Here is a 14,553-nt window from a genome sequence, read left to right on the forward strand (position 1 = left end):
CAGCTTTATCTTATTCTATTTCCATCCACGTCTCAGCATACTTTTCCATTTCCTTCATTATCGGTTCAAGAGCAAGGCCCTTTTCTGTAAGTGAATATTCAATTCGCACAGGCGTCTCAGGTATCACATTTCTTTTGACAATTCCCTCAGCCTCTAAATCTTTAAGCCGCTCCGAAAGTACTCTGCCGCTGACGGCCATGGAGGATTCAATATTACAAAAGCGTTGAGGCCCGTGGGTGAGCTGATAGATGATTAGCCCAGTCCATCTTTGACTTAAGATGCCCATTGCTTTTTCGAATCTTGGACAAATTGACGTATCCATAAAGATCACTCCTCCCTTCTATTATATACCCGATTACCAAAAAATAAATTACTTTTTATAAAAAAGTTACTTGACACTATTAACTAATAAAAATATAATTACTTACATAAAGTAAGTTAGTTACAAGCTAGACGAATATTTTTCACATCTTTAGAATATATAGTGCAGGCGGTGTTTTACGCAATGGGATTCATAAATAAATTATTTGGTAAAGATCAAAAGGAGGAAGTAAACATGGCACAGGAACCATTAAAAATTGGAATTATTTTAGGAAGTACTCGTCAAGGCAGATTAAGCCCTCAAGTAGGAGAATGGGTGAAGAAGCTTGCTGACGAACGTGAAGATGCATCTTACGAAATTGTAGATATCGCTGATTATGAACTACCTTTTCTAGGGACAACTGATGGCACAGAACCTGGCATTGCTGGCTGGAACGAAAAGCTTGCAAGCTTAGATGGATTCGTTTTTATTGTTCAAGAGTATAATCATAGTATTTCAGGAGCACTAAAGAACGCGCTCGACTTTGCTCGTGACGCTTGGTATAACAAAGCAGCTGGTATTGTCAGCTACGGTTCAACGGGTGGTGCACGTGCAGCCGAGCATCTTCGTGGAATTCTTGGAGAATTAAAAGTGGCTGATGTTCGCACACATCCAACATTGTCTTTATTCTTAGATTTTGAAAACGGTCAAAACTTTACACCACAGGATCTTCACCATGCTAACATCACTGCGATGCTAGATGAGGTTAATGAGTGGAGCACCGCTTTAAAAACAATTCGTAAATAACAACAGGGAAGAAACGGTCACGCGTGGCCGTTTTTTTGTGTATGATTTTCTTGATAACTGCCTTATTTCTCTAAGTAAAGTCAACTTACTCTTGGTAATTTCTATCACTATTAATAACAGGTCGCTTCTTGGTAAATGTGTCGATCTTCTTGGTAAATCCAGTCTCGCTCTTGGTAACAGGTCTTCTCTCTTGCTAAGTTCTGCGCCTTTCTTAGTAATTCCAGCTTCGCTCTTGGTAACGGCCTCTTTCTCTTGCTAAGTGCGGTCCTCTTCTTGGTAAATCCAACTTCCCTCTTGGTAACAGGTCTTCTCTCTTGCTAAGTTCTGCGCCTTTCTTAGTAATTCCAGCTTCGCACTTGGTAAAGCACCTTGCTTCTTGATAAAACAACACTGCTTCTTGGTATTGTCCTCCTCCCTCTTGGTAAGGCCCGCTGCTTCTTGGTCTATCACTCATTCATCTTGATAAAATAACCACTCTTCTTGGTAAACTAAAAAAACCGCAGAGTGCATTTCACCCTGCGGTTCCTATTTTTATAACTCTTCCCCATTCGTTGCAATCACATTCTGATACCAAGCAAAGGAATCCTTCTTAGAACGTTTTAGTGTTCCATTGCCTTCATCATCTTGGTCAACATAAATGAATCCGTAACGTTTAGACATTTCTGATGTCGACATACTGACAAGGTCGATTGGACCCCATGCTGTATACCCCATTAGATCTACCCCGTCTTTAACAGCTTCTTTCATTTGCTCGATGTGCTGACGAAGATAATCAATTCGGTACGGATCATGTACGGAGCCATCTTCCTCTACTTTGTCGTACGCACCTAATCCATTTTCTACGATAAATAGTGGTTTGCCATAACGAGAATGGAAATCTCTTAGCGTGACGCGTAATCCTTTTGGATCAATTTGCCAGCCCCAATCAGAGGACTCAAGGTATTGGTTTTTGACGGCTCCTTCAATTAAATTACCGGCCGTTTCTTCAAATTCACCATGCGTCGTAACAGAGAGTGACATATAGTAACTAAACGAAATAAAATCTACAGGATACTTCTTAAGAATCTCATCGTCGCCTTCCTCTTTGTTCACTACAATGTCGTTGTCCGCAAAATAACGGTTCATGAAGGAAGGGTATTCCCCTTTAGCATGTACATCCGTGAAAAATAGATTTAGGTCATTATGTTCTTGCGCCTTTAGAATATCATCCGGATGATTTGTTACTGGGTATGTTTGCATACGAGCAAGCATACACCCTACCTGTGATCCTGGAATGATCTCATGTGCAAGCTTTGTAGCTAATGCACTTGCTACAAACTGATGGTGGGCTGCTTGATACGCAATCTGATCACTTGTTTTCCCTGGAACTTTATCAACTAACACACCACCACCAGTGTATGGGCTATGAACCATTACGTTGATTTCGTTAAATGTTAACCAATATTTCACAAGGTCTTTATAGCGTGTAAATACTGTTGCGGCGTAGTTGACGTAGAAATCAATCACTTCACGACTGTACCAACCATTGTATTTACGCGTGAGTTCAAGTGGTGTCTCATAATGAGATAGTGTCACTAGTGGCTCAATGTCATATTTGCGTAATTCTTTAAATACATTCTCATAGAACTGCAAACCTGCTTCATTTGGTTCCGCATCATTACCATTTGGAAAAATACGTGCCCAGTTAATCGACATGCGAAATACTTTAAAACCAAGCTCTGCAAATAAAGCAATATCTTCTATATAGCTATGATAAAAGTCAATTCCGTCACGTTTTGGGTAACGATCATGAATTTCTCCCGCAAGAACACCTTCAATATATTCAGAAGTAACATCCATAGAAAAGCTTAATCCGCGTTTTTCTTTCGGAATAAATGGGACCATATCTGCAGTTGACAGACCTTTCCCATCTTGATCAAAAGCTCCCTCTACTTGGTTAGCTGCTGTAGCGCCTCCCCATAGAAAATCGGGTTTAAATCCTTTGATTGCTTTAGTCATCTTCTCCACGTCCCTTTCTCTTTCTATTTTCTTTGGGGACCACTGCTCTGTAGTCCCCAAAGCTATTATTTGACTAGTGTTAACAGTTGTTCACCTTCAAAAATTGGACCTGAATCATTAATACTTAATACATCTAGATATTCAGAGGTATTGGTTACAATAATCATGGTTACCGTCTGCAAATTAGCAGCTTTAATAGCTTCACGATCAAATTCAATTAATTTTTGACCAATTTCAATCCGATCTTCTGCTTTAACTAACGCGTTAAAATGCTGACCTTTTAGTGATACGGTATCAATACCAATGTGAATCAAAATCTCTTCACCATTATCCCCTTTAATGCCAATTGCATGCTGTGAATCTGGTAAGACCATAACTGTTCCTGAAATAGGCGCCACAATATGGTTTTCAGTAGGCTCGATAGCAATCCCTTTGCCCATTATTTCCTGAGCAAATGTTGGATCGGATAAATCTTTTAGTGGAACCAGATCTCCTTTTAGTGGTGATTTAACGACGGCTCCTTTACCTGTAACAACGACTTCTTTTTTCTCTTCAACAGCAGTTGTAGGAGCTCCTTCTTCAGGAATATCCTTGAACCCTAACACTAGGACCAAAATAAACGGAAGTAAAAGTGATAGAACAAACAGAATTATAGCAACAACAATCGCCCCTACCGCACCACTTGGATCTGCGAATACCGGTAATGCGAACACGCCAACTAGACCACCAAGCGCATATGCTTTAAAGCCGTACCACCCTGCAAATGCCCCGAGTAAACCACTTGAGATCATCGCTAGAACAAATGGCTTTTTCAGCTTCATGTTTACCCCGTACATGGCTGGCTCCGTAATCCCAATGGTTGCAGAAATCCCTGAAGATACAGCAAGCTGTTTCATTGCTTTATTTTTTGAACGAACCGCTACCCCAAAGGCTGCACCGGCTTGTGCCAAGTTACTAATAAACATCATCGGCTGTAAGAATGAATCATTTCCGATCGTGTTGATATTTTGGATAGCAATAGGTGCAAATGCATAGTGCATACCTGTCATAATAATAAGTGGCATAAATCCACCTAATAACAATCCAGCTACTGGACCAGCAAAATCAAATAACCAAACAAAAACTTGTGATAACCCTGCTCCAATGTTAGTTCCTAGTGGTCCAATGATCCAAAGAGTGATTGGAACAACAATTAAGAATGTAATCATTGGTGAGAACATAAGAGATATAGCGGATGGCATAAACTTTTTGATCACATTGTAAACATATTTTAATAACAAAACAGCTAAGATAATTGGTATAACACTTGATGCATAGCTGAGAACAGGAATCGATATAAAGCTAAGTCCATATATAGAAAAGCTGGTTACATCGGTTAAACCATTTGCTGCATCAATAAAGGTTGGATACATCATCGTACCTGCAATGACTAATGCTAAGTATTCATTTGTTTTTACCTTACGAGCTGCAGAAACAGCTAAGAAGAATGGTAGGAAGTAGAATACACTATCTCCAATAGCGTTCAAAATTGCATATGAATCTCCCTCGTTATTTAACCATCCCAGAGTTACAAACAAAGCGAGGAAACCTTTTAATAAACCAGCCCCAGCTAACGCAGGAAGTATTGGAGTGAACACTCCAGAGATAAAGTCCATTGTTGCAGATACAACACCCTGCTTTTGACCTTTTTTCTCACCACTACCAGACCTACCTTCAAGCATTGGCTCCAATTCCTCAAAGACATCTGATACTTTGTTACCAACAATAACTTGGAATTGATCTCCTGAAAACTGTGCCCCAAGTACCCCATCAATTCTTTTTATCGAGTCCATATCCACTTTTTCTTTATCATTAAGATTAAAGCGAAGACGTGTAATACAGTGCCACGCTTGGTCTACATTGCTAGAACCGCCAACATTACCTAACACTTTTTCTGCAATTTCTTTATACTTTGACATGATAATTCCCCCTTTTTAGCCATAAAAAATACCCAAACAGACGGCCAGTGGCTCGTTCCATTTGGGTAATGCCTGATCAAATCAGTAACAATCCGCCATGATACTATTTAGTTGTTTGTCGATTAGTTACTCTCCAAACATGCAGTGTTAAATACAATCGTTCGTTTGATGATAAACTCCAACCATATCTCTTTTCGAGCAAGGTAGAAATTTTTTCAACTGCTTGATATGCCTTTTCATACTTTGTTTTCACAAGTTCTAGAAGTGTTAAATCCACTTCCTCTTGTTCTGTTTGATCCTGTTTAAACTGCCTGATAAAGAAGTAGCGTAGATGAGTAATAAACCTAGTATAATTAAGCGAATCCTCATCAAGCTTAAGCTGGAAGTGATATTGCACAATCTCAATGATTCGATTGATAACCTCTGTCATCTTAAGCGTTTCTTCAATCTTAGTCTTTTTAGCCTGCTGCCCATTAACAAAGTGATACGTAATAAAGGTTTCTTCACTTTTAGGAAGCAAGACATCAAGACGGTCAAACACCTGACGAATCGCATCTTTAGCTGCTTCGTATTCCTTTGGGTATAGATTCTTTACTTCCCAACGGTTTGTATCTGCATAATCAATCTGTTCATTCGCCCGTTTTACAGCAAAATTCAAATGATCCGCAAGAGTTAAATAGATATTGTTATTAAATGTAATACCCAGCTGCGCTTCTGTATTTTTAATAATTTCAACCGAAACATCGAGGACCTCAGAATCAATTTCATCCAATACCTGCAGCAACGGCTTGCGAGTTGATGATTGCTCAGCAACAAACTTACGACGTATGTTTTCTTCAGAAATAGAATCTCCCTTATTCTTTTGAAATCCAACGCCTGTGCCCATTACAATCCATTCTACTCCAGATGAATCCTTAACCAGTGCCACATTATTATTGAATGCCTTTGTAAATTTCATGGAATGTCCTCCATATCTCATAACACAACAAAATCCCATCTTAAAAACACATTTATAAACAATGCGCTCTTAACATAGGTAATGCCTGATCGAATCAGTAACAATCCTGATATGATGTTGTACCCATACTATACAACTGAATGTAAACGATGTCAATCTCTTTCAAAAAATATATCTTAAAGAAAAAACTGAAAGGATGTATATCCCTTCAGCTACAGTCACTTTATTACTTCTCATTTACTTCTCTGTCGATATAGTTTATTCCAACATTTTAGCTCTCCCTTTGAGGTGTCCTTCCGCCTCTAGCTAAAAATGTAAAGGATAAAAACGCACCAACACTCATCAAAAAGATGATAAGGCCCATTGGGACGGCTGTGTCTTCTCCGGCAATTCCTACTAAAGGTGCAGTCATAGCACCAATACTAAATGGAAGTAGTCCTAATAAAGCAGAGGCACTGCCTGCTTGTTCTGATTTACTCTCCATCGCTAGAGCAAAAGAGGTCGTACCCACCATTCCGATCATAGAGACAAAGAAGAAAATCGGGATCACAATAAAGAGTAATGGTCCTTCAATGAGGGTCATAACAAATAAGAAACCGCTGGCAACTACCGCAATAATTAACCCAATACGTAAAAAAGTGCGTTCTAGCACAATCCCTGCATAACGCCCAACTAAATGAGTACCTAAGATAATTCCAAGTCCATTTACACCAAATAACAGGCTAAATGTTTGCGGACTGACCTCATAAATATTCTGGTATACAAATGGTGTTCCAGACACATATGCAAAGATCCCTCCTACCATTAGACCCTGTGTTAACGCTAGTCCCATGAATAATCGGTCTTTCAATAAGTGTTTAAAGGTTTGTAATGTGCTTTTTATAGAGCTGGGTCTACGCCTTTCAACAGGTAGAGATTCCTCAAGCTTTGTGACAACCAGTAGCATAATAGTAAGACCGAGTATGGCAAGGACAATAAAAACCCAATGCCAAGTAGCTCCTGGTACAAGTAACACAGCTGCTCCAAAAACAGGTGCCATAATTGGAAATAAGCCATTTATGAGCATTAAAAGGGAGAAGAACTTAGTTAAATCATGCCCACTAAACAAATCACGAACTACAGCTCTAGAGATGACGATGCCTGCTGCGGCTGTGAATCCCTGAAGAAAACGAGCCCCTATTAATATGTATATGTTTGGTGCAAAGGCACAAATCACAGATGCCCCCGCGTACAATGCAATAAATAGAACAAGTGGTTTTTTTCGGCCTTGTGCATCACTTAATGGTCCGATCACAAGCTGACCAGCCGCAAGTCCTAATAAACAGGCAGTTAAACTTAATTGAACTAATGAAGCCGATGTTTCAAGATTCCTTGCAATATCCGGAAAGCTCGGCAGATACATATCAATGGTCAGTGGACCAAATGCGGCAAGCATCCCTAATAGTATAGCTAAACCAAGCCGCTTCTTTCCTGTAATTTGTTGTTCCAATCCAATCCCTACTCTCCTGTAAATCTTCATCATATGTGTTCTTAGCGTATACACGTACTCTCGTTCATGGTAAGATAATAAAGAGACTTTATAAACAAGGTTTATTAAGTAAACATACTATGTATCTACGATCTTTTCACAATCAATCTGTATGTAAGAACAGTATAAATCAATTTAATCAAAATGGAGCATTTAATGCTCAGAATTATCTATATAGATTTGGAGGAAAGCTATTTGAGCAGTTCAAATGGACGTTTTGTAAAAGAAATAAATTTGAATAACGTTCGAAATAATCTCGCACAGCTTGAACTAGCGACAAAACCTCAGCTTGCAGACGCCACGGGTTTGAGTGTCGTAACCATTAACTCCTTAGTCAAAGAGCTTCTTGTAACAGGAGAAATCCAGAAAGACGAGACAACTCCTTCTACAGGAGGTCGCCCCGCCGCTACATATCGATTTAATTATCAATATAGCCTTGCGCTGATCCTCCTGTTTAACGAACATCATTGGAAGGACGAGCTTGTGGCCTCCGTCGTGGATTTAAGAGGCGAAACGTTAATCAGCGAAACACATATTATTCCGGTTTTTCATTCCTCACACTTTGAGGACCTAATTAAACGTCTGCTCTCTTTATATCCTGCGATCAAAATTATTGCCATTGGTATTCCTGGACAAGCGGTAAATGGAGAGATTACTGTAAGCAGTCACGAACGATTAAAGGGCTTACGAATGGTTGATACATTGCAGAACACGTTTACTATTCCTGTGCTTTTGGAGAATGATGTAAATGCGGCTGTAAGTGGTTATTGCGCTCATACCTGTCAGGAGAAAAATACCTGTGTAGTCGCCGTATACTTTCCAGATAAATACCCACCTGGTGTTGGAATTTATCTGAATGGCCATATCGTAAAAGGTAAAAACGGCATGGCTGGTGAGATTAAGTTTCTCCCTTTAGATGTAACCTGGGATGGTGGTTGGGAGTCCGAGGAATTTATTGAGGTTGCTTGTACAATCGTACAAACACTTAATGCCGTCCTAGCACCTGATCAAATTGTTTTATATCAAAATGTAGTCTCAGAGAATCAATTTCAAACAGCATGGTCTCATTACGAATCAAAATATGAGATGGCATCTAAGCCAGATATCATCCTATCACGTCCTTTCCAGGATGATTTTCATGAAGGTATTCAAAGTCTTGCTCTCAAAGAGCTTAGACCAGAAAATAAATTATAAATAGTTAGGAAGTTACATACTTATGAGAAAGTTAATTTGGCTGGCATGCTTTGCCTACCTACTTACTGGATTTGGTCACATCATTATCGGCTCCGTGCTTGAACCAATGATCCATCATTATAATCTTAGTTATGGTGATGGTGGCCAACTAATTATGAACCAGTTTCTTGGATTCTTAGTTGGGGTGCTGATTGCTCCATTTTTATTAAAAGCGTTTGGCCGTAGAAGTGTTCTACTCTTGTCTTTAGCTTTGTTTGCCATCGCTCAGCTATCGTTATATTTGCTATTACCGTGGTCCATATTGTTAATGATTGTTCCATTTGGAGGAGCAGGATTTGGCATGATTGAAACAATAATAGCTGGAATGATTATCGGAAAATTACAGGAAAAGAAAGCATCGATTATGGTGCTGACAGAGGTCTTCTTTGGGGTTGGAGCATTAGCTGTGCCAGCACTGGCTGCCTTTTTTATTGCAACTGGCCAATGGAATGATATCTTTATTGTTGTTAGTTTAATTGTCTTTACATGCTTCTTGCTCTGGATGTTCCTGCGTTTTGATGAGTACGAATTTCTTCTAAAAAAAGAAGCTATCGATAAAAATGCAGCTGCACCCATTAAATTAAAATACCCAAAACCCGCTTGGCCCATTGTACTATTTGGCTCGTTCTTTTTCTTTTTGTATGTTGGGGTGGAAATGACATTCCCTAATTATCTTCCATCGATATTGTCACTCACCTCAGACCTCTCGCCTGCTGTTCTAGCGCTAAGTATTACGATTTTCTGGGGGGCTATGACCATTGGTCGCTTGATCATGTTTTTTATTGTCGAGCGAGTTGGTTTTTACCGATTGTTTGTGATCAGTGTAATTGGTCAAATGGTCACACTTGGCTTGTTTGCAGCGTCTCCTCATTACATCGTAAGCTTTATTGTTATATTCTTTGCCGGGTTGTTAATGGGTGGGATCTTCTCGTTAGGTCTGCTTGTTATAAATGAAGGCATACCCGGACTGGAGGATCGTACAACAAGTCTGATGATTGCCATGGGTGGTCTTGGGGGAGCTTTTCTGCCAAGAATAGCAGGAAGTCTTCTAGACCATTATCCCGTTGAGGTAACACTGTGGGCAATCTTTGGCATGGCTGTACTGATGGCGATACTTATGCTGATTATATCCAGGGTAAATAAACGATCAAACGAAATAGGTAAAAGCACTATGTAATTTGAAATAGTAAAGCCTAACAATTAAGATAGTCTCCTCTTAATTGTTAGGCTCTTATTATATAAGCTCTTCTCTTTTAAGCACTAATCACCGTGTAGCGCTGGTTTTGCTCTGTATGAAATGAAACAACGTCCGTATCAAACTGGTTGGTAGTAACATCGTGCCCTTCTTTGTTTTTAACTCGTATAGGAGTTAAACTTCTAATGAGACAATCGCCACCCAAGTGACTGATAATCTCTCCACTTTTTAATGAATGATCCGCCCATTTTAGTTCTAATTCAAATCCACCTCGTGCCTTTAACCCCTTCACAGAGCCTTCAGACCATTCATCCGGCAAGGCTGGAAATAGGTGAAGCTCTTGATCATGGCTTTGTACAAGCATTTCTGCAATAGCCGCTGTCCCTCCAAAATTCCCGTCTATTTGAAACGGTGGGTGATTATCAAAGAGGTTAGGCAACGTAGAATGGCTTAGTAAAGCAAGGGTGTGCTCATAGGCTAGATCAGATTTTCCAAGGCGTGCCCACATATTGATAATCCACGCCCGGCTCCAACCAGTGTGACCACCACCATGCTTTAGCCTTTCCTTGAGTGTTTTCACAGCGGCCTCAGCTAGTTCAGGCGTTTTATTTACCGTAATTTGATTTCCAGGGTGCAAAGCAAATAATTGAGAAATATGACGATGGCCAGGCTCTGCTTCTTCATAATCTTCAAGCCACTCTTTAATTTGCCCTCTTCCACCTATCTCTGGGGTAGGAAGCTTTGAGCGTAGTTCTTTTAAATCAGTGGCAAATTCATGATCACTATCTAATAATTCACTAGACTGTATACAACGAGAAAAGAGCGCGTGTAGTATCTGGCTATCCATTGAAGGACCTACACAAAGTGTACCTGATTCTCCGTTTGGCAAAATATAGACGTTCTCTGGAGAAACAGATGGCGCTGTAACCATTCTGCCTTGATCATTCTCCACAAGAAAATCAACAAAAAACAGCGCCGCTTCTTTCATTGTCTCATAGGATTTTTTGAGAAAAGAGAGATTCCCTGTGAACTCATAATGCTCCCACAGATGCAAGCTAAGCCACGCTGCCCCAAGAGGCCAGTTGGTGGCAGGCATATGTAGGTCCTGTGGAGCGGTATCCGCCCAAATATCTGTATTATGGTGAGCAACAAAGCCCCTGCAGCCATACATAGATTCTGCCGTTTCACGACCTGTCACCCTCATCCTCTCAATTAAATCGAATAACGGTTCGTGACATTCTGATAGATGGCACACCTCAGCTGGCCAATAGTTCATCTGTGTATTTATATTAATCGTAAATTTACTGTCCCAAGCAGGCTGCATATCTTTATTCCATATTCCTTGAAGATTCGCGGGTAAAGAGCCAGGTCTACTAGAGGAAATGAGCAGATATCTTCCATAATGAAAGTATAAGCTTATTAACCCGTTATCAGGCTCTCCGGCTTTTACTTTATCAAGCCTTTGATCTGTTGGCAGATGAGATAATGCCTCGTCATGTGTTCCTAAACCTAATTCTACTCTAGAATACAGAGCTTGATAGTCTTTTATATGGTTATCTTTTATCTGTTTGTACGTTTTAGAGCTGACTCGATCCAATTGATTGTTACACCACTGAGTAGGATCTTTATGCCGATAGGAGGTAGCAGCCGTTAAAAATAGCGTGACACTATCCGCATCTTTGACAATAAGGCGATTACCAATCGTTTGTACACTGCCCCCTTCAGTTGAGGCTTGTAATATACTCTTAAAACGGATGCCATCCTCTCCGCCGGTCACGCCCCCCATAAGCAAACGTTGACCAGGCAACACCTTGGATTCGTCTAGGTTGGTACCCTGTTTCCGATCCAGCATCGCTTTAAATGAAATAGAGTTCGGCTTAGATGAGGTTAAACGGATGACAAGCGACTCATCAGGAAAACTAGCCAGAATCTCCCGCTGATATTCAATACCTTCATATACATAACATACCTTGACTACTCCCGTGTTTAGATCTAGCTCTCGTGTATATTCTGAAGTCTCTGTATGATCATGATCAAAGGTTAGAAAAAGCTCCCCTAACGGCTGATAATGACGTTGCCTTTCAGGTACACCTGTCAAAGCTAATTCAGCAAGCTCCTCAGCTTCCTTTAATCTCCCTGAGAAAAGCAATTCTCTTACTTTTGGAAGATTGGCTAACGCATCCGGATTGTTTCGATTCCGCGGACCACCGTACCAAATCGAGTCCTCATTTAATTGAATTTGTTCTTTAGATTCATGCCCAAAAACCATTGCTCCTAACTTTCCATTGCCCACAGGTAATGCTTCATTCCATTTCGTAGCAGGTTGTAAATACCACAGCTTGTGCTCTGACATCTAATAATCGTCCCCTTTTTCCACTTAATTTCACGGATATGACTATGATTTTATTAGTAAAAGAGCTCTAATAAAGCGCTTTCATTATAATCAAACTTAATGCTACCATGATGGTTAATTCAATGGAAGTCGGAAACGGAATTTTCAGAATAAAACAGGATGGAATATTGAAATTAATTATTCTTAAAAGAACAACTGTTTCTGTCAGAAGTGAACAATCAGGCATCTGCACTCAAACATTCTGATGCAAAAGGAGATTTTTTCCCAATGTCTGCTTTTTACAGATCGTGCTACTCTTAGGATATCTTATACATGCGGGGTGAGGCCTATAGTGTTCACATAAAATTAGTTGGAAGGAGAAGCAGGTAGTTGAGTTGTCTGTGCCTAGCCTTAAAAAACTAAACTATGCGAAAGTAGGGATGAAAGTTGAAGTCAATCTTCTCCGTATTCATTGCCATGGTGCTCATGTTAGGTCTGTTTACTGCTCCCGTCAATGCAGAAAATGAAAGCGCTAACATAACAAGTGCTAATTTTGCCATGCAAGGTTTTGCGACACTGAATGGTGGTACAACCGGTGGTGCTGGTGGTACAACCGGTGGTGCTGGTGGTACAACTGTAACCGTGACAACAGGAGATCAACTACTTGCAGCGTTAAAGAACAAACCAAACAATACCCCTCTAACGATTTATGTGAATGGCACGATTACCCCTTCCAATACATCAGCTAGTAAAATTGACATCAAAGATATAAACGACGTTTCCATTCTAGGTGTGGGGACACGCGGTGAATTTAATGGAATTGGAATCAAAGTATGGCGTGCGAATAATATCATCATTCGTAATTTAAAGATCCATCGTGTAAACACCGGTGATAAAGACGCCATCAGTATTGAAGGACCTTCTAATAACATCTGGGTCGATCACAATGAGCTTTACAATAGCTTAGATGTGCATAAGGATTATTACGATGGTCTATTTGATGTAAAAAGAAATGCTAATTACATCACATTCTCGTGGAACTATGTACATGACAGCTGGAAAAGCATGCTGATGGGTTCATCAGATACTGATTCATATAACCGGAAAATCACATTCCATAATAACTACTTTGAGAACTTAAACTCTCGTGTCCCATCTGTGCGCTTCGGTGAGGCTCATATTTTTAGTAACTACTACAGCAACATAATTGAAACGGGAATTAACTCACGAATGGGAGCTCAGATACGTATTGAAGAGAACGCGTTTGAGAATGCTCGTAATCCAATTACGAGCCGTGACAGTAGACAGGTTGGTTATTGGCATCTAATCAACAATACATTTAGTCAGTCTACTGGTGACATTCCGACCTCTTCTACGACAACATATAACCCGCCTTATTCATTTCAGGTGACGCCTGTCAGTCAGGTAAAAGACGTCGTCCGCCAAAATGCTGGAGTAGGAAAGGTTTCACCATAGTATCAAGCCTTAAAAAAAGCCGTTCTCCCGGGGAGCGGCTTTTTTATCGTTCTAATTGGATGAAGAATTTATAGCGGTCCGCTCGATAGATCGATTTTACAACCTCAAATGGCTTTTGATTTTCTAGATAGCCCGTACGATGAAATAAAAGCACAGAGCTTTTTTCCTCAATCTCTAAGATCGTTGCTTCTTCTTTTGTAGCAGAACTCGCCTCAATGGATTGAGTCGCTTTTTTAATGCTTTGTTTCTGTTCATTTTCGACGTACCCATATAATGAATGGGAGGCCACCTCTTCCGTTAAACGAGGGAGAAGAGTTACGGGCATATATGAAGTTTCATAAGCCATTGGAATTGAATCTGCCAGACGAATTCGTTTAATTTCATAGATCTCAGTGCCTTCCTCCACCTCTAACCTGTTAGCTACATGATTTGTTGCTTTAACTCTCTGAAAGCTCAACATACGAGAGCTTGGTTCCATTCCCCTGGCTGCCATTTCTTCTGAAAAACTAGTAAGGCCCTGCAACGATTGCTCTAGCTTGGCTTGAGCGACAAATGTACCTTTTCCACGCTGCTTCTCGAGGATGCCTTCACTTGTCAGATTATTAATTGCCTGACGAACGGTCATTCGACTGATTTCATGTGTTTCTGAGAACTCTCGCTCTGAAGGAATGAGATCTCCCGGCTGCAATTGCTTCTCTTCAATCAGCTTCTTAATTTCTTCCTCAAGCTGATAATAAATAGGAAGATGTGATTTTTTATTAATCATT

11 protein-coding genes are annotated in these 14,553 nt (G+C 40.2%); 4 read left to right on the forward strand and 7 right to left on the reverse strand.

What is annotated here, in order from left to right; genetic code table 11:
- Positions 1–10: 10 nt before the first annotated feature.
- The gene (locus tag FN960_RS06245; protein WP_143847835.1) at positions 11–322 is read right to left on the reverse strand and encodes a winged helix-turn-helix transcriptional regulator; all 312 of its coding nucleotides are present in this window, start codon (positions 320–322) and stop codon (positions 11–13) included.
- 183 nt (positions 323–505) lie between these two features.
- On the opposite strand from FN960_RS06245, the gene FN960_RS06250 reads away from it, so the two are divergent.
- Positions 506–1,108: an NADPH-dependent FMN reductase gene (locus FN960_RS06250; RefSeq protein ID WP_143847836.1), complete on the forward strand. Its 603-nt coding sequence runs from the start codon at positions 506–508 to the stop codon at positions 1,106–1,108.
- Between the two features lie 531 nt (positions 1,109–1,639).
- Here the strand turns inward: FN960_RS06250 and FN960_RS06255 are convergent.
- From FN960_RS06255 to FN960_RS06270, 4 genes are all read right to left on the reverse strand, one after another.
- Complete coding sequence (locus FN960_RS06255) at positions 1,640–3,106, reverse strand: glycoside hydrolase family 1 protein (protein WP_143847837.1); 1,467 nt, start codon at positions 3,104–3,106, stop codon at positions 1,640–1,642.
- A gap of 65 nt (positions 3,107–3,171) precedes the next feature.
- On the reverse strand, positions 3,172–5,064 hold the full coding sequence (locus FN960_RS06260; RefSeq protein WP_143847838.1) for a beta-glucoside-specific PTS transporter subunit IIABC: 1,893 nt from the start codon (positions 5,062–5,064) through the stop codon (positions 3,172–3,174).
- A gap of 103 nt (positions 5,065–5,167) precedes the next feature.
- A complete protein-coding gene (locus FN960_RS06265) occupies positions 5,168–6,022 on the reverse strand; it encodes a PRD domain-containing protein (RefSeq protein WP_185970945.1) in 855 nt (284 codons plus the stop codon).
- A 271-nt stretch (positions 6,023–6,293) separates the two neighbouring features.
- Positions 6,294–7,511: a multidrug effflux MFS transporter gene (locus FN960_RS06270; protein WP_260681942.1), complete on the reverse strand. Its 1,218-nt coding sequence runs from the start codon at positions 7,509–7,511 to the stop codon at positions 6,294–6,296.
- A gap of 234 nt (positions 7,512–7,745) precedes the next feature.
- On the opposite strand from FN960_RS06270, the gene FN960_RS06275 reads away from it, so the two are divergent.
- Both FN960_RS06275 and FN960_RS06280 read left to right on the forward strand, forming a co-directional pair.
- Positions 7,746–8,744 (forward strand): ROK family protein, encoded by a 999-nt coding sequence (locus FN960_RS06275; RefSeq protein ID WP_260681943.1) that lies wholly within the window; start codon positions 7,746–7,748, stop codon positions 8,742–8,744.
- 22 nt (positions 8,745–8,766) lie between these two features.
- On the forward strand, positions 8,767–9,960 hold the full coding sequence (locus tag FN960_RS06280) for an MFS transporter (RefSeq protein WP_143847841.1): 1,194 nt from the start codon (positions 8,767–8,769) through the stop codon (positions 9,958–9,960).
- Positions 9,961–10,036: 76 nt separating this feature from the next.
- Here FN960_RS06280 and FN960_RS06285 read toward each other — a convergent pair whose 3' ends face one another.
- Entirely contained in the window at positions 10,037–12,331 is a 2,295-nt protein-coding gene (locus FN960_RS06285) for a glycoside hydrolase family 95 protein (RefSeq protein WP_143847842.1), read from the reverse strand.
- Positions 12,332–12,787: 456 nt separating this feature from the next.
- Between FN960_RS06285 and FN960_RS06290 the strand changes: the two genes are divergently transcribed.
- Positions 12,788–13,786: a pectate lyase family protein gene (locus FN960_RS06290; protein ID WP_185970956.1), complete on the forward strand. Its 999-nt coding sequence runs from the start codon at positions 12,788–12,790 to the stop codon at positions 13,784–13,786.
- 43 nt (positions 13,787–13,829) lie between these two features.
- On the opposite strand, the gene FN960_RS06295 is transcribed toward FN960_RS06290, so the two are convergent.
- Positions 13,830–14,552, reverse strand: coding sequence for a GntR family transcriptional regulator (locus FN960_RS06295; RefSeq protein WP_143847844.1), 723 nt, complete (start codon positions 14,550–14,552; stop codon positions 13,830–13,832).
- Position 14,553: the final 1 nt, after the last annotated feature.

The organism is Alkalicoccobacillus porphyridii (genome assembly GCF_007293315.1).
Classification (GTDB): domain Bacteria; phylum Bacillota; class Bacilli; order Bacillales; family Bacillaceae_D; genus Alkalicoccobacillus; species Alkalicoccobacillus porphyridii.